20 protein-coding genes and 1 pseudogene are annotated in these 22,181 nt (G+C 41.8%); 8 read left to right on the top strand and 13 right to left on the bottom strand.

Annotated features, from left to right (window positions below; all coding sequences use genetic code 11):
• Positions 1-287 precede the first annotated feature (287 nt).
• On the bottom strand, positions 288-503 hold the full coding sequence (locus FQV37_RS09770; protein WP_057760416.1) for a cold-shock protein: 216 nt from the start codon (positions 501-503) through the stop codon (positions 288-290).
• Between the two features lie 446 nt (positions 504-949).
• Here FQV37_RS09770 and aroQ point away from each other — a divergent pair, with 446 nt between their 5' ends.
• Entirely contained in the window at positions 950-1,483 is a 534-nt protein-coding gene (gene aroQ / locus FQV37_RS09765) for a type II 3-dehydroquinate dehydratase (RefSeq protein ID WP_160022694.1), read from the top strand.
• Between the two features lie 123 nt (positions 1,484-1,606).
• Positions 1,607-2,908, top strand: a complete 1,302-nt coding sequence (locus FQV37_RS09760; RefSeq protein WP_160022692.1) for an ABC1 kinase family protein — start codon at positions 1,607-1,609, stop codon at positions 2,906-2,908.
• A gap of 33 nt (positions 2,909-2,941) precedes the next feature.
• Here the strand turns inward: FQV37_RS09760 and FQV37_RS09755 are convergent, their stop codons facing one another.
• Positions 2,942-3,772: an ion transporter gene (locus tag FQV37_RS09755; RefSeq protein WP_057760421.1), complete on the bottom strand. Its 831-nt coding sequence runs from the start codon at positions 3,770-3,772 to the stop codon at positions 2,942-2,944.
• A gap of 317 nt (positions 3,773-4,089) precedes the next feature.
• Here FQV37_RS09755 and FQV37_RS09750 point away from each other — a divergent pair, with 317 nt between their 5' ends.
• Entirely contained in the window at positions 4,090-4,839 is a 750-nt protein-coding gene (locus FQV37_RS09750; RefSeq protein ID WP_160022690.1) for a YebC/PmpR family DNA-binding transcriptional regulator, read from the top strand.
• Between the two features lie 86 nt (positions 4,840-4,925).
• Here FQV37_RS09750 and FQV37_RS09745 read toward each other — a convergent pair whose 3' ends face one another.
• A complete protein-coding gene (locus tag FQV37_RS09745) occupies positions 4,926-5,492 on the bottom strand; it encodes a methylated-DNA--[protein]-cysteine S-methyltransferase (protein WP_160022688.1) in 567 nt (188 codons plus the stop codon).
• Between the two features lie 54 nt (positions 5,493-5,546).
• Positions 5,547-6,458: a signal recognition particle-docking protein FtsY gene (gene ftsY / locus FQV37_RS09740; protein ID WP_227526712.1), complete on the bottom strand. Its 912-nt coding sequence runs from the start codon at positions 6,456-6,458 to the stop codon at positions 5,547-5,549.
• 774 nt (positions 6,459-7,232) lie between these two features.
• Between ftsY and FQV37_RS09735 the strand changes: the two genes are divergently transcribed.
• The 3 genes from FQV37_RS09735 (at position 7,233) to FQV37_RS09725 (ending at position 10,589) form a co-directional block, all read left to right on the top strand.
• Positions 7,233-7,382, top strand: coding sequence for a hypothetical protein (locus tag FQV37_RS09735; RefSeq protein ID WP_160022686.1), 150 nt, complete (start codon positions 7,233-7,235; stop codon positions 7,380-7,382).
• A gap of 65 nt (positions 7,383-7,447) precedes the next feature.
• The gene (locus FQV37_RS09730; protein WP_160022684.1) at positions 7,448-8,944 is read left to right on the top strand and encodes a M16 family metallopeptidase; all 1,497 of its coding nucleotides are present in this window, start codon (positions 7,448-7,450) and stop codon (positions 8,942-8,944) included.
• 67 nt (positions 8,945-9,011) lie between these two features.
• Complete coding sequence (locus FQV37_RS09725; RefSeq protein WP_160022682.1) at positions 9,012-10,589, top strand: M16 family metallopeptidase; 1,578 nt, start codon at positions 9,012-9,014, stop codon at positions 10,587-10,589.
• A gap of 148 nt (positions 10,590-10,737) precedes the next feature.
• On the opposite strand, the gene FQV37_RS09720 is transcribed toward FQV37_RS09725, so the two are convergent.
• Complete coding sequence (locus FQV37_RS09720) at positions 10,738-11,313, bottom strand: hypothetical protein (protein ID WP_102093395.1); 576 nt, start codon at positions 11,311-11,313, stop codon at positions 10,738-10,740.
• Positions 11,314-11,581: 268 nt separating this feature from the next.
• Positions 11,582-12,529, bottom strand: a complete 948-nt coding sequence (locus tag FQV37_RS09715; RefSeq protein WP_160022680.1) for a D-Ala-D-Ala carboxypeptidase family metallohydrolase — start codon at positions 12,527-12,529, stop codon at positions 11,582-11,584.
• A 284-nt stretch (positions 12,530-12,813) separates the two neighbouring features.
• Between FQV37_RS09715 and rodA the strand changes: the two genes are divergently transcribed.
• Complete coding sequence (gene rodA, locus FQV37_RS09710; RefSeq protein ID WP_160022678.1) at positions 12,814-13,956, top strand: rod shape-determining protein RodA; 1,143 nt, start codon at positions 12,814-12,816, stop codon at positions 13,954-13,956.
• Positions 13,957-15,063: 1,107 nt separating this feature from the next.
• Positions 15,064-15,405: pseudogene (locus tag FQV37_RS14385) on the top strand (septal ring lytic transglycosylase RlpA family protein); the annotation flags it as partial.
• A gap of 162 nt (positions 15,406-15,567) precedes the next feature.
• Here the strand turns inward: FQV37_RS14385 and radA are convergent.
• From radA to hfq, 7 genes are all read right to left on the bottom strand, one after another.
• On the bottom strand, positions 15,568-17,004 hold the full coding sequence (gene radA / locus FQV37_RS09700) for a DNA repair protein RadA (protein WP_102094543.1): 1,437 nt from the start codon (positions 17,002-17,004) through the stop codon (positions 15,568-15,570).
• A gap of 392 nt (positions 17,005-17,396) precedes the next feature.
• Positions 17,397-18,107: an LPS export ABC transporter ATP-binding protein gene (gene lptB / locus FQV37_RS09695; RefSeq protein WP_379544987.1), complete on the bottom strand. Its 711-nt coding sequence runs from the start codon at positions 18,105-18,107 to the stop codon at positions 17,397-17,399.
• 143 nt (positions 18,108-18,250) lie between these two features.
• On the bottom strand, positions 18,251-18,808 hold the full coding sequence (lptA, locus tag FQV37_RS09690) for a lipopolysaccharide transport periplasmic protein LptA (protein WP_057760441.1): 558 nt from the start codon (positions 18,806-18,808) through the stop codon (positions 18,251-18,253).
• A gap of 89 nt (positions 18,809-18,897) precedes the next feature.
• A complete protein-coding gene (gene lptC / locus FQV37_RS09685) occupies positions 18,898-19,482 on the bottom strand; it encodes an LPS export ABC transporter periplasmic protein LptC (RefSeq protein WP_102094540.1) in 585 nt (194 codons plus the stop codon).
• Positions 19,479-20,045, bottom strand: a complete 567-nt coding sequence (locus tag FQV37_RS09680) for a KdsC family phosphatase (RefSeq protein ID WP_102094539.1) — start codon at positions 20,043-20,045, stop codon at positions 19,479-19,481. The genes lptC and FQV37_RS09680 overlap by 4 nt, the downstream gene beginning before the upstream one ends.
• 77 nt (positions 20,046-20,122) lie before the next feature.
• Positions 20,123-21,115, bottom strand: a complete 993-nt coding sequence (locus tag FQV37_RS09675; RefSeq protein WP_160022676.1) for a KpsF/GutQ family sugar-phosphate isomerase — start codon at positions 21,113-21,115, stop codon at positions 20,123-20,125.
• 220 nt (positions 21,116-21,335) lie between these two features.
• Positions 21,336-21,863: an RNA chaperone Hfq gene (gene hfq, locus FQV37_RS09670; protein ID WP_160022674.1), complete on the bottom strand. Its 528-nt coding sequence runs from the start codon at positions 21,861-21,863 to the stop codon at positions 21,336-21,338.
• Positions 21,864-22,181 lie beyond the last annotated feature (318 nt).

Genomic DNA, 22,181 nt, shown 5'->3' with positions numbered 1-22,181 from the left:
AATATCCTTTTAAATGAATTGCTCGTATTTTATTAATTATACATAGGCTCACAATGAACCTTTATAGTGTCAAATGTAGCGTTTAAACCGTAATCAGTAAAAGTAGCCTTATCGAGTCTGCGGAAAACCATCAGCCATATAGGCACAAAAAAAGCCAAGCCCAAATCCAATCCTACCAAATATGCTGCAGTTCACTCAACATAGGTAAGATAAGATGGGCTTGACTCAGTAGTATATCAGTAGTTTGTACAGACATTATAACTAAACCGCTTTAATGCCTGAGTAAATTACTCTTCTATCTTTCTGACTTCTTCAGCTTGCAGACCTTTGTCACCTTCTACTACGCTGAACTCAACTTTTTCGCCATCCTTTAGAGAACGATAGCCATCACCCTGAATCGCGCGGAAATGGACAAAAATATCTTCTCCGCTGTCACGTTGAATGAAACCAAAGCCTTTTGAGTCATTAAACCACTTAACGATACCTTGCTCACGAGCTGACATAATATTACTTCCTAAAAAAGTCCGCTTAGCCCTAGCTTCCTTTGCGACATTGCATATAAACAGGGTCTAAGATTATGAAATCAAAAATTAAGAGTATTACTACTCTACTTACCATCGTCTATGTAGTTCTTGAATTACATACATAGTGTTTCCATAACGAATTCGCCAAACGCACTTATCGTCATGAAATTTGATGATAGCAACAAACTTGCAATATTTATTGCATAAAAAATATCATAGCACGGGTTTTTAGCAACATAAAGACTTTTAATATGCTTTTTGATATCTAAATAATTTTTTTAGACAAATTTTTATAACCTAGCTATCAAGCTGTTATGATAAAGAGCAAAATGCGTTGAAGCCATTTTAGCTTAACGCCGCGCACCTTAGATTATTCTTATAATATAATAAATTATTAACATCGCTCAATAGTTACCGAGACCATTATGACCTCTACTCCATCAAAAACAGCCGAACAATCGACTAACGAAAATTCAAATCAAATACTGACTCATAAATTACTACTGGTAAATGGGGTAAATTTGAATTTACTAGGCAAGCGAGAACCGCACATTTATGGTCATACAACACTTGCTGATATAGAAAAGCAACTAGTTGAGCACGCGGCTCACCACGGTGTAGAGTTAATATGTATACAGTCCAACCATGAGGGTAAGCTAGTAGATGATATTCAGCATCATGGATTATTAGCGGACAAACCTGCCCAAGTCGATGCTATCATCATCAATCCGGCTGCCTTTACACATACTTCAGTGGCTCTGCGCGATGCGCTGTTGGCCACCCAAAAACCATTTATAGAAGTACATTTATCCAATGTTCATGCCCGTGAGCCTTTCCGTCATCATTCATATTTAAGTGACATTGCGGTCGGTGTCATTTGCGGTTTGGGACAATTAGGCTATCAAATGGCGCTTGATTACTGGTTGAGCAATATGTATGCAGTTGACACAAGCAAATGATATGACTGTGCTTACTTTTTTATAAAAAATTGCTCGCGTCTTCACACATTAGTCAAACAGTAATCTTGCAAGTAAAATAATAGAATTACGACTGAGTAAACAACCCATTATACGGTGACATGAATGGCAAAATCGTCCGGAAAACGCTTTATGAAACTCGCTGGCATGACAGCGAGTATTGCTGGCAAAGCCGCCAAAAACTCATTTAAGCATCTCTCAAGTGACGAAGAAAAACGTCTGCAGGCTCGCTCAGATCTGATGCAAGACGTGGGCGTTCAAATTGCCGAGACGTTAGGTGAGATGAAAGGTGCAGTGATGAAAGTCGGACAGATTGCTTCACAATATAAGGATGTGTTCCCGCCTGAGGTTGCGTCAGCACTTGAAAAGCTACAGAAAGATGCGCCGCCAATGCCATATGCGCAGATACAAGCCCAAGTTGAACGCGAACTGAAAGCGCCGATCTTAGAATTATTCAGCGAGTTTGAAGAGACACCTTTTGCCGCAGCATCTATTGGACAAGTGCATAAAGCGACGTTGCCATCGGGTCAAAAAGTAGTGGTCAAAGTTCAGTATCCTGATGTCGATGAAAACTGCGATAGCGATCTCAAACAAGTACGTATGGCATTAAAAATCGCTGGCGTGCTCAATATGAGTAAGCAACTACAAGAGCAGCTTTTTAATGAGATTCGTCAGAGCTTGCATGATGAATTGGACTATGTCAAAGAAGCTCATAATTTACGTGTGTTTGGTGCTTTTCATGCAGAAGATGAAGGGCTTATTATTCCCAAAGTGATTAGCAGCCATTCTTCTAGACGGATTTTAACGTTGACCGAAGAGATGGGAGAGACATTGACTGTCGCCGCGACATGGGACAATGGCGTCAAACAAAAAATAGCAGAGCGTCTGTTTCATTTTACCGCAGGGCAGCTGTTTGGCTTATACCGTATGCACTGCGACCCTCATCCAGGTAACTTTGCGTTCCGTCATGACGGTAGCGTCGTGGCATATGATTTTGGTGGCATCCGCAGCTATAGCGATAGCGAAGTGCAGCTATTCAAACGCTTTGTCAAACATGCGCTAAGAGGTGACGTCACTGCACTTGAACAAGATTTGATTGCCCTAGATATTCGCCGCGAAGATGATAAGAACATCCCTGGTGAGTTTTATGAAAAGTGGCTATCGATTGGGCTTAAACCTTTATCCATTAGCCCCTATCAAGAAGGTGAATTTGATTTCGGTAGTAGCCAAGTACATCACGAGGCCATTGCCCAGATGCGTACGTCTTTAAAGTACTTTGGTCAGTTTCAACCCTCAGCCACCACTATGATGCTAGACCGTACTGTATCAGGACAATACTGGAATTTGGTCAATCTAGGCGTCGAGATCGACCTGTCACCACTGGTTGACGAATACATCGATGCGTAGTAGGTATATTGACTGTCAGGATCAAATCTATCTCTAGATATGTAGCGCGTGTCCACAACGATCGCAAAAGTCTGCCCCTACTGCATGGCCGAATTTACCACAGTTTGGACAAGTCACTGGGTTCAACTGTGGACGCATGTTACGTGCTAACTCTGACGTAAAAATACCTGTTGGTACAGCAATAATAGAATAACCCGTGATCATGACCATGGTGGCAATTGCTTGGCCGAGCGGTGTTTTAGGTGACATATCACCATAGCCAACCGTCGTCATCGTGACAACTGCCCAGTAGATAGACAATGGAATACTGGTAAATCCATTTTCCGGCCCTTCTACGACATAAATAATTGAACCAAAGATGGTTACCAACAATACAAGCGATAGGAAGAAAACCGTAATTTTCTGCTGACTGGTTTTTAATGCAGACGCCAAAAACCCAGCCTGTTGCATATAGGCTTTGAGCTTAAGAACACGAAACACACGTAAAATACGTAATACCCGTATCACGAGTAGATACTGTACGCCTACAAACATCAGGCTCAAATAACTTGGCAATACAGACAGTAAGTCTACTATCCCAAAGAAACTAAAAGCATAGCGTAAGCGGTTGGGTGCTGAAAATAACCTTAACGCATACTCAATAGTAAACAAAATGGTAAAAAACCACTCTGCATAAAAGAACAACGTGCCATACTGCAAACGCATATATAGCACACTATCAAGCATGACGACGGCCACACTGGCTAAAATTGCAATCAGCAATACAATATCAAAGAGCTTACCCAGACGAGTATCTGTGCCTTCAATAATGATATGCGTACGGTTACGCAAGTGTGTAAGAGCTTCGGCGGTTGGTTGCTTCATAGAATCAGTACTTTATAAAATCAATGGCTTGATAGCACGCAATGACTTAAAATGTGATGGATAAGGGCAAGTTGGTCAAAATAGCTAAAACTGGTTTATAATATCGCTCACCTATCACAGTGAATACAATCTATAAGTTGCCACAGTGTAGCAAAAAAGCACTCTCAACAACATACAAATCGTTAACGTGCCAGTAGCGCTACTACCTCAAATAGACAAAGTAATGATAGTATAAAATCAGGCAAGCAGGTATCGAAGGTTGTTGTTGATCACTCTTTTTACCCATAAAAATAGTACGTAGAACTTAAGGATGTTATATGGCAGGCCATTCAAAATGGGCAAATATTAAACACCGTAAAGCCCGTCAGGATGCAGTAAGGGGTAAGATATTTACCAAGATTATTCGTGAAATCGTTTCAGCTGCCAAACAAGGCGATCCCGATCCTGACAAAAACCCACGCTTACGTGCCGTTATCGAAAAAGCCCTATCCGTCAATATGACGCGCGACACGATTAATCGTGCTGTGGACCGTGGTACAGGCGGCGGCGATAACGAGAATATGGAAGAAGTCAGTTACGAAGGCTACGGTGTTGGTGGTGTGGCTGTACTGGTCGAAACCATGACGGATAACCTTAACCGTACGGTCAGCGAAGTACGTCATGCTTTTACCAAGAATGATGGTAATCTTGGCACATCAGGCTCAGTGGCGTATCTATTCACCAAACGTGGCGAAATCACTTTTAACGATGTCAGCTTAGAAGATGAAGTCATGCTCGTTGCACTAGATGCGGGCGCCGTTGATATCGAAAATGATGGCGAAAGCTTACTCGTTATCACTGAATGGGAAAGTTTCGGTCAAGTTCAAGATGCCCTTAATGCAGCTGGTCTTGTTTCTGACAACGCCGAGGTCACTATGTCACCATCTACCACGGCTGAGATCGACAATGTCGATGATGCTGAAAAAATCATAAAGATGATTGATATGCTAGAAGATGCTGATGATGTGCAAGAAGTTTATACTAACGTGAACTTCTCTGCTGACGTCATGGCTCAGCTTGAAGCATAAGCATAAGCGTATTAATTGTTCAGTAAAAAGGGCCAGATACTAAAAGTATTTGGCCCTTTTTTATTAAGACAGATTTGGACTCATTTTTACGTCCAACTGCCTTCTAGCGCTAGTAAATACTCTTTTTTATCTAGCCCGCCTGTATAACCACCAAGCTTGCCGTCGCTCGCAATCACTCGATGACAAGGCACGATAATGCTAAAAGGATTTTTGCCATTGGCCTGCGCGACCGCACGAAACCCTTTTGGACTGTTGACACGCTGCGCAAGTGTGGCATAGCTGATGGTTTCTCCATACTCAATACCTTGTAGTGCCTGCCATACTCTTTGCTGAAACTCAGTACCCATAGAGAAGTCTAAAGGCAAATCTAATATCTTACGTTTACCATCAGCATAATCTTTGAGTTGGAAAATCGTTTCTATCAATAATGCTTGAGCAGGTTCATTCATGCTTAGGCTATTTTTATCTATAAAGGTAAAGTCTTCGTCTGTCAGGCCATAGTACTTTTTAAGTTTGGGTACAGATTTTGAGCTATGCCATGAGTTACCTGCCAGCAGCCAGTTGGCTTCAACGAGCATAGGCTGACCATGCCCATTGACACGAGCAATCAGTGTTAATCGATGTGACCCAAAGGCTGCTGTGGTAACTATCATAGCGTCTACTTCCAAATTATCTCAAAAATGATTTACCAATTAAAACTGGCTCTCTTATTCTTTATCGTCGGTCTCGAACAAAGCGGCGACAAATTGTTTCGGACTAAAAGAACGCAAGTCATCAATCGACTCACCCACACCAATATAGCGGATAGGCACATCTGTCGTTTCGGCAATATTAAATACCACACCACCTTTAGCAGTACCGTCTAGCTTAGTAATAGTAATACCTGTCAGTGGCACAACTTTATTAAACAGTTCGACTTGGTTGATAGCATTTTGACCCGTGCCAGCATCTAGCACAATCATACCTTCATGCGGGGCACTTGGATCCGCTTTACGCATGACACGTACGACTTTCTCCAACTCTGCCATTAAATGTGTCTTGTTTTGCAGACGTCCCGCAGTATCGGCGATAAGCACATCGATATTTTTTGCTTTGGCTGACTGCATTGCATCAAAAATGACAGAAGCGCTGTCAGAACCATGACCTTGAGCTACCACTGGAATATGATTGCGCTCGCCCCAAATCTGTAGCTGCTCAGTAGCTGCCGCACGGAACGTATCGCCCGCTGCCAGCATGACTGATTTGCCTTCACCTTGTAGGCGCTTGGCAAGCTTACCAATCGTTGTGGTTTTCCCTACGCCATTGACCCCTACTACCAATATAACAAACGGCTTTTTGCTAGTATCAATCACCAATGGCTCAACTTTTGGTGTAAGGATATCAACCAACTCACTTTGCAATGCTTTATATAGAGAGTGTGCATAGATCAAGTCACCACGATCTGTCTGCTCGGTGAGGCTCTTGATGATACGGTTCGTCGCGTTGACGCCGATATCGGCTACCAATAGCTGATCTTCGACTTCTTCTAATAGCTCGTCATCAATCTCTTTACCACCGATTAAGATACTGACCATGCCTTCAGCTAAGTTTTTGCGTGACTTACTGAGGCCCGTTTTCATACGGTTAAACCAGCTGCCCTTTTTCTTATTTTCTTTAGTCTCTTGTGACTCTTGTAACTCTGTAGCAGGCTCTTTGGTAGTAGCTGCCTGTACATTACTGTCAGCCACTGGGTTTACGCTTGGTGTATCACCCAATTGCTCTTGCAATGGCATAGCAGGAATGGTTGACGCAGTATTAGTTTGACTTGTAGCAGCGGCTGTCTCTTTAGCGCTCGAAAAGCTTTCAGAATTACCTTTAGGGACATTATGCTCTTCTGTCATAACAATTGGCGTCGCTAAAGCAATATTGTCCGCAGCATCATTACTAGAGACGTCTTGGTTTACCGTACTGTCCTTTTGCGGAGCAACACTCTCTGTTTCATCAATAATGGGCACAGATTGCACCGGTAGACTGGGTAAGGTAATATCATCGTCATCTAAGTCGTCAAGACCAGTATCAAGGTTAATGACTACGCGGTTGCTATTGTTTGGGTTGTTCATAAGTTTGCCCTAAAAGTTATCACAATCAATTATTTGTTTATTGTTAATGGATTTGCATATTGTCATCTGGCTACGAGCGACATGACGCTTAATTTTGACCTATTTTAGCATAATTCAAGTCATGCTCAGCCCTTACCCTATTAGACTATCGTCAAAATTTATCTGTTTAAAAAATCACTCAATGATTTGAGAAAGTTTTGCTTAAGGTTTAGACACAAAACTCTGACCTGCTACTTGTCAGACTTCGCCTACTCTACCAAGACTTATTCGATAAATACTTATTAGGAATCCGTTATGTCATTATTCTCTAAGCACTACAAAAAAATCAGCAGCATCAGTGTGGCTATTTTATTAACGACGACTATATTGGTGACAGGTTGCACCACGACGCAAGAGTTTAGACCGACTGCTAGCGTTATGGTTGGTGCTCAGACCTCTTTGTAATGTCTTCTATCGCTATGATTAGCATTTAATTCTTCTATTATTATTTTATATAAGTAGACCATACCATGCCATTGTCTTTACCTCTAGCAGCTGCGCCATTACGCATTGCTTGTGCCTTAGCAGTAGCAGCGTCACTTGCTGCATGTCAAACCAATACGATGCCTATTAACTCTGCAACTGCGACAAGCTCAATCGCAACTGATAGCTTGGCTCAAAACATATCAGATGAAAATAAAACGAGCAAAGACACTCAGCCGTCTGAGTTGACAATGGATATGTCAGGTCGACATGAATATCAGTTAGAAAATGGTCTAAAAGTCGTCATAAAAGAAGACCACCGTGCCCCAGTCGCTATGACACAAATCTGGTACCGAGTGGGCTCAGCAGATGAGCCTCTTGATAAAGGTGGTATCTCTCACTTACTCGAGCACATGATGTTTAAGGGCACGACCAACGTTTCTAGTGATGATTATGAGCGGCTAATTGCTAAGTTTGGTGGTGTCAATAATGCCTTTACCAGCTATGACTATACCGGATACTACGAGCTATTCCCTGCCAATCGTATGCCGTTAGCGCTAGAGCTTGAAGCAGATCGCATGAAAAACCTTATATTTGATGACAAAGAATTTGCTAAAGAGCATCAAGTGGTCATGGAAGAGCGTCGCCAACGTACTGATGACAATCCGCTTGCTAAAGCGTATGAGTCATTTCGTCTGCTGGCCTTACCTGACAGCCCAAAAGGCGAATCTGTCATTGGACCTATGAACGAGCTAGAATCGATTAAACTTTCAGATCTAAAAAATTGGTATAAGACGTGGTATGCACCAAATAATGCAACGTTAGTCATCGTCGGCGACGTGCAACCACAAGAAGTACTTACTCAAGTCAAACGTTACTTTGGTGATTTAGAAAAAAGCAACCTACCCAAACGTACCTCTGTGACTCAAAAAGGCTTCCGTGGTTATCAAAAGGTAGACTCTGAGCAAGCCGTTCAAGTGCCCGTTCTACTGATGGGTTACAACGTGCCAAGCCTTGCCACGGCAGGCACCAACAATGAAAAACAAGCTTATGCCCTTTCACTTGCGCAAGATGTGCTCGATGGCGGCTTATCTGCACGCTTAGAGAGTCGACTGATACGTGAGCAAGGTATATTGACGACGGTTGGTACTTCTTACGACTTGCTAGATCGCGGTGATGGGCTGTTTTTGATTCAAGCAACACCGCGTGAAGGCGTCAGCTTAGAGCAAGCACAACAAGCTATAACTTCGGAAATAGAAAAGCTAAAAACCGATCCTATTGCCGATGACGAGATCAGTCGCGCCAAGACCAATACGGTTACTGGTTTGATTTATGCGCAAGACAGCATGGAAGGACAGGCACGTATGATTGGCTCATTACAATCTATCGGTCTAGATGACAGACTACTTGCTAAGTTGCCAACTAAGCTCGACGGTATTAGTGTGGCTGACATTCAGGCTGCCAGCAAAAAATATTTGGTCAAGGACAACTTAACGGTGATGCATGTCGTACCACCTAAAGACAATAAAACCTCAGCGAAATAGTCGCTGCCTATTATCAAACGTCTCATAGAAATGACCATAACACCGTATTCTTAATAAGAAGAAACTCATGATTCAGAATAAATACGACTCTAAAGCAAAACCAAAATCTTTTAAGACTGCTTCATCCTCTGTAAGCAGCACTATCGCATCTAAAAAGCGAGCCTACCTCAGTGCTAGCGTAATTCTTGCTTTTAGCGTCTTGGCTACTACTGCTCAAGCTGATACAACAGCTGCTGAAGATTACCGTACACCTGCTGCAGTCGATGCAAGTGCGCCAATTGCTGCTCTATCTAAACTGACCAGCTTAGACGATGACGAACCTTTAAAAGTCACCGTGCCAACCATTCAACAGTTTAAGACCAAGTCTGGCGTACCTGTTATGTTTGTACAAACGACCACCTTGCCAATCGTCGATGTTGATTTGCGTTTTAATGCGGGTAGCGCGCGTGATGGTAGTATCAAAAAGGATGGTTTCGGTATTGCGAATATGACAGCGACGATGCTCGAACAGGGCTCAAAAAGCCTAGATGAAAATGCATTTACTCGTGCAGTGGAAACGTTGGGCATCAATCTAAGCAGTAGCGCCTATAAGGATATGTTTATTGTTTCACTGCGTAGCCTATCTGATGATAAGCATCTCCTGCCAGCCATTGACTTAATGACACAGATGGTGAGTGAACCTACCTTTGACGAGCAAGTTCTAGCTCGCAATAAAGCAAGACTGTTGGTAGGCCTGCAGCAACAAAAACAAGATCCTAATAGCTTAGCAAGTATCGCTTTCAACGAGGCTCTATATGGTACTCACCCTTACGCGCATCCATCAGTCGGCACGCTAGAAAGCGTTCCTACGATTGAGAAGCAACAACTGATAGACTTTAAAAATAAATATCTAGTTGCAGCAAACGCGTCTGTTGCTATGACCGGCAACCTGACATTAAAACAAGCCAAAAAACTGGCAGAAGACATCACTGCTAAATTGCCTACTGGCCAAGCTGCCACTGATTTACCTGAGCCGAAACCGCTTACCAAAGCGCAGCACGTTCATATTCCATTCCCAAGCACTCAAACCACTGTACTCATGGGACAGCTAGGTAGCAAACGAGCTACCGACCCAATAGCACAGCAGCAGCAAACCAACTTTGCTGTTGGAAACGAAGTCATGGCAGGCAGTGATTTTAATGCGCGACTAATGACTGAGGTGAGACAAAACCTTGGCTATACTTATGGAATCTCAGGATCGATGAACCCAATGCTCTCTCGAGGTCCCTACCAGATTGGTTTTTCGACACGTAATGACAAGGCGCGTGCGGCCATTGATGCAAGCTTAGCGGTTATCAACGAAACGCTGGACAAGGGTATCACCACTGAGGAGATGCGCTTAACTACAGATAATCTGAAAAATAGCTTCCCGATGGGATTTGCGAGCAATGTAGGTATCAATAGCTTACTTGGAATGATGAATTTTTACCAATTACCGAATAATTACTTAGCTGACTATACCAATCGCATTGATCAAGTCACACTTTCAGAGGTCAATCAAACCATGCGAGATACGCTAAAGCCTGATAACTTTTTAATAGTTACGGTTGGGCAAGAAGATCCTTGGAAAGAAAAGAAAGTGGTAGAAAAAACCAGTAAGAAATAAATCGCTAGGAAGCAATATTAGAAATAAGCGTTATCAATCCAATGGACGTATTATAAATGGTAAAAAATACTACTCATAATATGTCCATTTAAATATTTGAACGGCTATAATCTTTAAATAAGAAGCAGAACATTCTTAATGCTTGGCATTAGGAATACTTGGCGTCAGAAATTTTTAGCGCAACATCATAGACAAAATGCTCAGGCTTATGGGTAGCCCCGTTATAGCTCAAACGGATAACATGCTTATCATAAGACGTCACTTTATAATTACCATTGGCAAAGTTATGTAGCGTCGGCACAATTAATAGCGCTTCTATTTGACGGTTATCTACTTTAACATTGAGGCGCTGACCCTCTCGCGGATATAAGAAATAATCACAGTAGTCATTTACCATGACCTCTGATATACGTTCGATAACCTGATTACCTGTTTCTTCTTGAATTAATTTTGGACAGACATCAGAGCGCTTAGAGGCTAAACGAGCGTAAGAGTTCTTGATACTATCTTCTATCTCTTTAGAGCTTTGTATATGTCTATCAGCTTTATCCGTCACTATCATATTGTTTTCAGAGGACATCTCTGTACTACACGCATTAATCAATAATACCGACATAAGTGCAGAAGTAAACAAAGCGCCATACTTATAGTTCGAGTGCAAAAAACTTTGCTTCTCGTTATTTAATTTATGATAGTTTTTCATTGTCAAGCGCTGATTTTTCATAGTTTTCGCTTAAAGTAAATTTGGTGGTTTTCTTTATAAGCCATGAAAATATAAAGGCGATTGATAACAGATATTATTAAAGCATAGTTTTTAAAGACCAAACAAATTTTTAATGAACTTATGCGTCTATCCTATGAATCCTACCAAATAATTACAAAATTATTATTTTTAGTAAACACCGGAATAGTATATATAAAAATGAATATATATCTAGCGTTATCTCGGCTAACTTTATAATTATTTGAATTCTCGATTCTTGATAAATCAATTAATAGCGGCAAGAAGAGGAACTACTAGCGTGATTGAATCCCCATTTACGATAACCATCCGTATCTAAATGAATAGCCCCTGTCGCATATAATCCTAAACCAAAGTTATAAGGCTGTCCTTGATACTGCCAAAACTGGCATAAGCCATCATGCATGGTACTCAAGCGCCATAGATTGTCTTCATACTCAGGCACCCAGATATCCATAGCACTTGCATTCATATGCTTACTACTGTCTGCCCCGCCTGCACAGTCATTCAAACCCGGGTTACGATATACCGAACGTATCTCACTGCTGAGTGGTAAAATACCTTGGTTTTTCAACTCACTATAAAGGCGCAATGTTGGTACAATGTTAGACCATAGCTCTTGAGGTGGCAATTGATACGGTTCATACCCGCATTTACTCCAACTACGGGCAGTCGTCAGCAGTTGCGATAATGGCGGTACATTCTGCGACCCGACTCGTGCGCTAAGATAGCGTTCGTACTCTGCTACTTGTCTGGCACGATAGCTATTGCTATTTAACCATGCATTAAAGTCCATACTCATAGAATCGTTATAAGCACCATTATAGGTGTTGTTTGCTGTACTATAAGTAGTACCGCGTCTCACTACATTCACACGTTTGTTTTCTTCAATAGACAACCTAGCATCAATTTCGAAATCACGCTGTTTTTGTACAATCAAGTTTTGCATACTGTCGCCATTTGATGCATTCGCACCACTCAACATGGTGACACCAGGACGCTGATATGAGCTGTTGGTAGATGGCGTTATATACGCATTAGTGTTATTGCTTGTACTGCTACTTTGACGTATTTGGATACGGCGTTCACTGTCATCACTGATAATAACGGCATGAGCACTGACACTGCCAGCACATAGGATAAGAGTAATAATAGGTTGGCGAATTTGCTTATACGCATGGATTTTTGATTTTATCATTGCAAGAAACTACCGCTAAAAACGTTTTATCGATACTATCAAATTTTTAACAAGCAGGCTAAACTATCGCTTCTAATTTGAAGTCCAATATTGATAATTAACACTTATCCTTACAACTTTTATAATTGAGTGACTTTATTATTATTTGTGAATGATATAGCCATCGCTTGCTCGCATACTTTTATTAAAGTCGGTACTTTTTAGTACGATTCTCATCCTTATTTATAATGAGATAATTTAGTTAGTACTTCCCTCCTACACCAATTGTTAGCCAAATTCTGCCTATGTCTTCTAACCCGCAATATCGTTTTTCACGTCAGAGCCATCATTTGGGTCAAGGTCATGCACCGACACTATGGCAACGTATTCATATCGACCCATGGTTAACTTTACTGTTATTGACGGTTTGTTGTATTGGTCTAACGATTCTATATAGCGCCGCCAGCCAAGATATTGGTATGGTCATTCGCCAAATGGTCAGTTATGGTGTGGCATTCGCTGTGATGTTTACTATGGCGCAGATACCACCTAGTCTCTATCGTACTTTCACGCCTATATTTTATGTCTTAGGACTTATACTATTAGTATTGGTAGATATTATCGGTGAAGTACGTATGGGGGCTCAGCGCTGGATCAATTTGCCTGGGTTCGGTAGTGTGCAGCCTTCAGAGTTTATGAAGCTCGGTATGCCAATGATGTGTGCTTGGTTTTTGTCTAAGCGTGATTTGCCACCGTCAGCGTCTAGCATTGCTATTACCTTGGCATTAATTATTGTACCTGTGCTATTAATTGCCAAAGAGCCCGATCTTGGTACATCACTACTGGTCGCTGCTAGTGGCATATTTGTGCTTTTCTTAGCAGGCCTTTCATGGCGATTGATTTCTGCTGCTGTAATTTTGGCTGTGCCGTTTATTGGTTTTGCTTGGAATTTTTTACTCCATGACTATCAGCGTACGCGGGTATTGACACTCCTTAATCCTGAAGCAGACGTGCAAGGTGCCGGGTGGAACATCATGCAATCGAAGACAGCCATTGGTTCTGGTGGCCTCACTGGAAAAGGTTATCTGGAGGGCACGCAGTCACACCTACATTTCCTACCAGAAGGCCATACTGACTTTATCATTGCCGCCTTCTCCGAGGAGTTTGGTTTACTCGGTGTGATGCTACTGATGTTCATTTATTTCTGCCTTTTATCACGCGCCTTATATATCGCTTTCACCCATCCTGACGTTTACAGCAGATTGTTGGCTGGTGCTATCGCTATGTCTTTCTTTGTTTATATATTCGTCAATGTCGGCATGGTTGGCGGTATTTTGCCTGTCGTAGGTGTTCCACTACCATTCATTAGTTATGGGGGTACGGCTATCGTCACCTTGATGGCAGGATTTGGCTTGCTCATGTCTATCCATACACATAAATCCGGCTAATTTGTATAAGATACTTTCTGTATAATTCGTCTTTCGAGTAAGTCATTGTAATAACTATGGTAGTACCATTAAGATAAATTGTTTTGTATTACCCATGGTTCGATAAAAGACAATGAGCTATAGCGCGAAGAAGAATTTCTTTCTGAGCGCTATGGCTTTTTTATTTTAATGGTTTTCATATAATGTATGTTCGTATCAATCACTATAATAGTTACAAATCTGAAATAATTGTTCGTTTTAGCGCCTCTTATTTTTAATAGTAAATAGACACAATTTCCGATATTAGTTAACCACCTATCAGTCTAGAAAGATTTTATTCCTTGTTTTTTACAAAAAATTGCGTTAACCTCGTTTTACTGTACTCTGATACATAACCCGTACATAGCTACTAATAAACTTTGCATTTAAATATATTTAGGTTGTAGCATAGCCGTATAGTTAGCATCTTGTAGATTCCAGACTTTCAAATACACTACTTAATTAACGGTTTGATAACAAAGCGATACGCGATGTCCTCTGAACCTTTTATTAATGTAGCATTCTAATGAAGTTTGTATATCGCACATCATGTAAATACGACATATAGTGACATTGTCATTCAGTCCTGATTTTGGACTTTGTATTCAATGCTTATCGCTAACTATCATTTAAGCGTATCGTCAGTCACTCTATCTACTAGATGTACTGAATACTGATGATAATGAAATGAAAAATTACCATATATTAATATCTATAAGAGCCGCTCATTAATCAATATGAAAACAATAGATTAATGCCATGCTCAATCTAAAATATTTAGAGTTAGGTTTTGATGTATAAGTTATAGAGGTATTTATGAACAAGCGTTTATCTGGTTTACTTACAATGTCAGCAATGTTATTTGCTGGCTCTGCAGTCGCTACCAATGCAAATGCTGTAGAAGCAAAGACCACACTTGCTATGATTTCGCAAGATAACGCCTCCCACATTGACCGTGTACTTGGTGAACTAAGCCGTCAGCATGATGGTGCATCAAGTTTGGTAAAGTCAGCTCGTCAGCCGACTTCATTGGCACTTAGCAGCTCATTGTTAGCCAATGATACGACACAAGTTACCAATGATGAAGATGTATTAGAGCGCTTAACAGCTGTTGCTTCTAACTCTGTCAGTAAGTTCAAGCAGACTGGCCTTGCGTCTTGGTATGGTCGTAAGTTTCATGGTCGCAAGACTGCCAGTGGCGAAACTTTTGATATGAATGGTTTAACTGCAGCGCATCGCTCATTGCCATTGAACTGCTATGTCAAAGTTACTAACAAGACTAATGGTAAAAGTGTCGTGGTAAAAGTGAACGATCGTGGCCCATTTCATGGTAACCGTGTATTAGACTTATCTTATGGTGCCGCCAAAAAACTCGGTATTACGAGTAAAGGCGTGGGTAACGTTGCTATTGAGCGCGTTGCAGGACCTTAACTTTAGGTATCAGTTTTAAAGACCAATAATATTGCTAGCCTATATAGCAAAAAAAGCCTAACTCATCATTAGTTAGGCTTTTTTTATGGTCTATATTTATCGTTCCAAACTAACAGTAGCGACTAAACTACTCAAAACGAAGTACTATTAATTCTGTATACCTTATAACTCAAATGCGCTTTCAATAGCATCATCAAGACGTTCAACAGCAATCACATTGATACCTTTAAACTGAGGCGCATCCTTAGCAGGTGCATTGGCCTTTGGAATGATGGCATGCTTAAACCCATGTTTCATCGCTTCCTTTAGGCGTTCTTGTCCATTAGGTACTGGGCGTATCTCACCTGATAGACCAACTTCGCCGAACACGGCTAATGAAGATGGTAACGCTCTCTCTTTAATACTTGAAGCACAGGCCAACAGTACAGCCAAATCAGATCCTGTCTCTATGACTTTAACGCCACCAACGACGTTGACATAGACATCTTGTCCACTGGTATGTATTCCGCCATGGCGATGCATCACTGCTAGTAACATGGATAAACGTTGGAAGTCTAAACCCAGTGCCATTCTTCTAGGCGAGCCTTGTGAATCATCTACCAATGCCTGCACTTCTACTAGTAACGGCCTTGTACCTTCACGACTGACCATGACAACTGACCCAGCAACAGGTTTGTCATAACGACTCAAAAATATCGCTGATGGATTAGCGACTTCTTTGAGCCCCATATCAGTCATACCAAAGATGCCCAGTTCATTAACCGCACCAAAGCGATTCTTGACCGCACGAATCATACGAAAACGCGAGTCAGACTGGCCTTCAAAATAAAGTACGGTATCAACCATATGCTCCAATACTCGCGGACCCGCTAGCGTACCTTCTTTGGTTACATGTCCTACTAAAAACAGCGCTGTCCCTGTTTGCTTAGCATAGCGAGTCAAAATCGCAGCAGACTCTCTAATTTGACTGACACCACCTGGCGCAGAGTTAATAGCGTCCGTATAAATCGTCTGGATAGAATCAATAATAGCGATGGCTGGCTGCTCTTGCGTTAATGCAGCACAGATAGTTTCTACGTTAGTTTCGGCCAACACACGCAGTCTATCAGCAGGCAAGTCTAATCGTTTGGCTCGCATGGCTACCTGTGCAAGCGACTCTTCACCCGTCACATATAGTGCACTACCTGCCAGTGAATCCGCCCGTGCCATATTGGTCGCCGTTTGCAGCAAGATAGTTGATTTACCAATACCCGGATCACCACCGATTAACACCACAGAACCTGCCACTAGTCCACCGCCGAGTACGCGATCAAACTCACTGATACCGGTTGGTAGGCGCGTGTCGAGCGTCACACTTACTGCATTAAGCGGCATGACAGCACTGTGAGTACCAGAGTAGTTACCAGCTGGCGCACTGGTACCACGAGTAGCAGCTCGTGCGTTATTGGGCTTCGCGGTGCTCTTATTATGATGTGGCATGCTGACATTTGGGGCTTCGACTAAACTGTTCCATTCCCCGCAATCCGTACACTGCCCAGCCCATTTACCAAAATGCGCACCGCAATGCTGACAGACATAGCTGCTTTTATTTTTTGCCATAGCTTATAAGCCTTATTCAGAGGATCAATCGAGAATAATGAAGGTAATAATGTCACGCTTTATAAGCGCTGATTCAAAAATATTTGTCATGATAAGTCAGCCATTGGTTTTGCAAGCTGTACTTGAAGAGGATGGTGTTAATTGTAGAGATATTAATTGTAGATATAAGTAGTAACTGGCTTATAAGCTCTATATAAAATAGTTTTAGCCTGCTCTATTAGTTAATCAGAAAATACAAAACTGTTGGTATAAATTTTACACAGCATTTGGAAAGCAAAATGAATAGGAAGTAAGGAAAATCCATACCAGCATAACTCTACTTTAACGGCACCTTTTTGTTTTGAGCGCACTATATAAAATAGAGTATGAGATAAGGAATTTAACGCTCTCACTTATACTTGAAAGTCTTTACCTAGATAAACAGATTTTACTAAATCATTTTCTAACACTTCAGCCGAAGTGCCTTCTGCAATGATAGCGCCTTCTGATACGATATAAGCTTTTTCACAAATAGCCAGTGTATCTCGAACATTATGATCCGTGATTAAAACGCCAATGCCGCGATTTTTTAACGTCAAAATAACGTCTTTAATATCACCGACAGAGATAGGATCTACCCCTGCAAAAGGCTCATCCAATAAGATAAACTTAGGATCAGCGGCCAATGCTCGCGCAATCTCACAGCGTCGACGCTCACCGCCTGACACGCTCATACCCTGAGACTTGCGCACATGTTCTAAATGGAACTCGCCAATTAACTTTTCAAGTTCTTGCTGTTGTTCAGCTTTACTTAATTCTGTACGAGTCTGTAGGATAGCTAAGATATTATCTTCGATAGACAATTTACGAAAGATTGATGCTTCTTGTGGTAGATAGCCGATACCCGCACGCGCTCGCTCGTGCATTGCATATTTAGATAAATCCATTTTACCTAGCGTAACGCGGCCCTTATCCATATTGACCAGTCCCACCACCATATAGAAGCTAGTCGTTTTACCAGCACCGTTAGGCCCCAACAGTCCGACGACTTGACCCTGTTCGACAGAAAATGAAACGTCTTTGACTACCCAACGCTTTCCATAGCGCTTGCCTAAATTTTGCATAGTCAATCGAGCGACAGGCGCCGTATTGGTATTTGATGCCGATAGGTCTAGATTTTTATCATCGCTCATAACTTACTCTTACTTTCACAAAATTTAAGCATTGCTAAAGGCAGACTTATTTACTCATAGCCTGTTTATTTGGATTAACGTACGCCACTCTGATTTGTACCATTGTTAGGCGGGAATACCAGTTCAACGCGCTGATTGCCACCAGCGGTTGCTTCAACATCACCTGCTTTTAGGCTATAACGGATAACATTACCAGCGAAGCTTGCACCATTTTGAACCAGTTTTGCATTGCCAGTTAGCGTAATAATCCCAGACACTGCATTATAGTCAATCTTATTAGCCTGCCCTTTTGCCAAGCCTTTTTCTTGCGTGACTACTTGCTGCATAGTCGCTGGACGGCCAGTTGCTACTGCTGAGTTAATGCTACGCTGCTGAGAAAGATTGACCGTGATGTTATCAGCCGTCATCTTAAACGTACCTTGGGTAATAATGACATTACCTGCATAACTGGTCACGCCGGTACGCTCACTATAAGTGGCTTTGTCCGCTAGCAACTTAATCTGCTGATTAGAATCTGATGGCAATGCGTGACTATATAGCGGTAGCGCCAATAACATCACCATTGGCAGTGCGCGCAATTTGTGCAAGCAGAGTGATGATGCGCGTAAAGTAGGCAAAAATTTAAGTTTCATATAAATAACTCATTTCATAATAGGTGGTAGGATTTGCAAACTTTATGCTAGCTGCTATTTTTTGACACAGTAAATAAGAAAGACTTTGATTAAAACAATGCTTTGTCTTGGCGTTCAGATGGAGAAAAGGCAACAGCAACTTGGCCAAATTCATACTCTCCCGTCTCAAGATTGGCAGTCATACTAGAGGCTTCAAATCGATTCATGCCTTGTTCGATTTTCACAGGCGCGTCACTGTATACTTTGCCTGATTTCGTATTACCTTTTAGCGTACTACCAGTCACTTTTATCGGTTCGATCTCAGGGGTACTCTTATTGCCTTCGCTCACCAGTGTAAATCCACCTGATAAACTAAGCTCCCCTGTCTGTTGACTAATAGCTGCACTGCCCGCTTGAATACGATAGCGTTGCTCTGCAGATGGTTCCCAATTCATGGTAATGCCTGACATTTCATCCTGATTGGTCTCAGGATTATGCGTCAAAGACTCAGCGGTAAGCTCGTATTCGGTTTCACCTTGTTCATTGGTCTGCACGGCTTTGATATCAGTGGCTTCATAATCGACATCTGTTGTTTCAATATTGACTGGCGGCGTTACGTCGCCTTGCTGCTGAAAAAACCAACCTGCGATACCAGCAATAATTAAGGCTAATACAATTAAGACACGTGTATTCACGACTGGTTATCCTGAGTTTGCGCCTCATCAAGCGTGTAATGCGCGATAAAGTCTTGATAATGTCCATGACCTTTTAAAATAAGGTCACATATCTCGCGCACTGCACCAGTACCGCCAGCACGAGTCGTTACCATGTCACTGCGCTTGATGACTTCAGCATGCGCATTAGGTACGGTTGCCGCAAAGCCTACTGTTTGCATTGCTTTGATATCTGGTAAATCATCGCCCATATAGGCACAGTCAGCAGCAGTGATATTCAGGGCAGGATCTAGAGAAGATAGCAGCTCGTTTAGCGCAACAAGCTTATCATCACGGCCTTGCACCACATGGTTGACGCCCATTTCTGCTGCGCGCTTATTCACCATTGCACTACTACGGCCCGTAATAATGGCTGTCAAAATACCGTAGCGTGCTAACGACTTAACACCCACACCATCATGTACTGAGAACGCTTTAGTCTCAACACCATTGGCATCATAGATAATTTGACCATTGGATAAAATTCCATCGACATCCATGACCAATAGTTTTACTTGTCCGGCTTTCTGTATCAAGTCCTGCATTATTTGTCTCTTTTTAATATTTATTTTCGAAGCGTTATTCTATATAGCTTAACTATTTCAACGGCAACTCACAAACCTTATTTGACCCCAGCTTGCAGCAAATCATGAACGGTAATAATAGCTTCTAAACGATCTTCATCATCAATGATCAATAACTGGCTAATACCACTCTCATTCATAACACTCAGCGCATCTGACGCACGCATCGTTTTACTGATATGGCGTGGATTGCTGACCATCACTTCATTCATTGGCGTTTGTAGGTCGATGCCTTTTTCTAACCCTCGGCGCAAGTCACCATCTGTGAACACACCGACGACCTTATTGTTATCATCAGTCACCACTGTCATGCCCAGTCGTCCGGCAGACATAGTAAATAAAGCTTGTTGCAATGGGGCTTGCTGATGAATAAAAGGCAATTTTTCTGAATTGGTGTGCATCAAATCTTCAACACGCGTCAATAGCTGACGACCCAAGGCACCAGCAGGATGCGATAATGCAAAATCTTCAGAAGTGAAATTACGTGCGTGTACTAAAGCAACCGCTAACGCATCCCCGAGCGCTAAAGTAGCTGTCGTACTGGAGGTAGGCGCTAGATTAAGTGGACAAGCCTCTTGCGACTGACCGAGCGTTAATACAATGTCAGCTGCTCGTGGTAGCATACCGCGCTTATCACGACTGATACTGATAAGAGGGATATTTAGATGTTTAACAACTGGCAGTAGCATCTTGATTTCATCTGACTCACCTGAGTTTGAAATAGCAAGCAGCACATCACCTTTCACAAGCATCCCCAAATCACCATGCCCCGCTTCACCAGGATGCATAAAAAAAGCAGGCGTACCAGTTGAGGCAAAGGTCGCTGCAATCTTGCGTCCAATCAGCCCTGACTTACCCATGCCTGTAACTACCACTCGACCCTTACAAGTCAGGATGATGTCACATGCTTGGGCAAATCTGTCGTCAATCTGCTCTGTTAGTAGTGCTAACGCAGATATCTCTGTGTTAATGGCCTCGATAGCAGTGGTAATAAATTGCTCATGGGTTAAGTTGTTTTTGGTATCACTCATGAATCCGCTCTATTTTTATAATGAATCAATACGCTATTTTACTACACTATGTTTGATATTAGTAATAGTCTACAAAATCTACACTAATATAGTGCTGCATACGGAATAAAAGAGCTTGCTGCTATCTATACAAAAAAAACCCACTATTATTAGCAGGTTTTAAACGAATAAATCATGTCTTAATGTTTTTTCAGACAACACGCTCGATTAATTCAATACGTTAGCTATTGCTATCATTAGAACCGTCGTTTGGCTTATCTTCGAAACCTGTGTTATCTGCCGTGGCATCAAAGCCACGATCTTGACCGAAGCCACCACGCTCGAAGCCGCGCTCTTGACCTTGTCCAAAGCTACCGCGTTCAAAACCACGATCCTGACCTTGGCTAAAACCACCACGATTGAATCCACTGCGACTCGATGCGAATCCGCGCTCTTCAAAGCCGCCAGCAGCAGGGTTACTACCACGTTCAAAACCACCGCCTTGATATCCAGTCGGTGCTGCGCTCTGAGGCTGAGCACTTGTACCTGTCGTCGTACTACTACGCGGGTTACGCGCTGGCACGACTGTTGAGATGGCATGTTTATATACCATTTGGCTCACTGTGTTTTTTAGGAGAACAACATATTGATCAAATGATTCAATTTGGCCTTGTAATTTAATACCATTTACCAAAAAAATAGAGACAGGAATGCGATCTTTGCGCAGCGAGTTCAAGAACGGATCTTGTAAAGTTTGTCCTTTTGACATGAAATCTCTCCTAAATATTATATAGTTATGTTTTGAGTGCCAATTATTTTAAGTGTTAATTTAATTATAATGGCTAAAAGGTAGATACAATAAGGTGTTTTCTTTATAAAACGTATCTAAATAAATATTCGTTGCTCTTAAGTGATTCCACTTTATCGCGAATACGTTATTATTGTAAATAATTAAGTAACTGGTTGTTTCGTTAATAATTTCTGTCTACAAAAGTTCATAAAAAAGACATCATAACAATGCTCAACGCACTGAGCCAAATTATAACAGCTATCTATGTCAATTTTTGAAACTAATTGTGTTAGCTAT

Origin of the sequence: Psychrobacter nivimaris, assembly GCF_009812035.1 — a bacterium.
GTDB lineage: Bacteria > Pseudomonadota > Gammaproteobacteria > Pseudomonadales > Moraxellaceae > Psychrobacter > Psychrobacter nivimaris.
The sequence above is the reverse complement of the archived record's forward strand: the minus strand, read 5'-3'. Positions and strand labels throughout refer to the sequence as shown.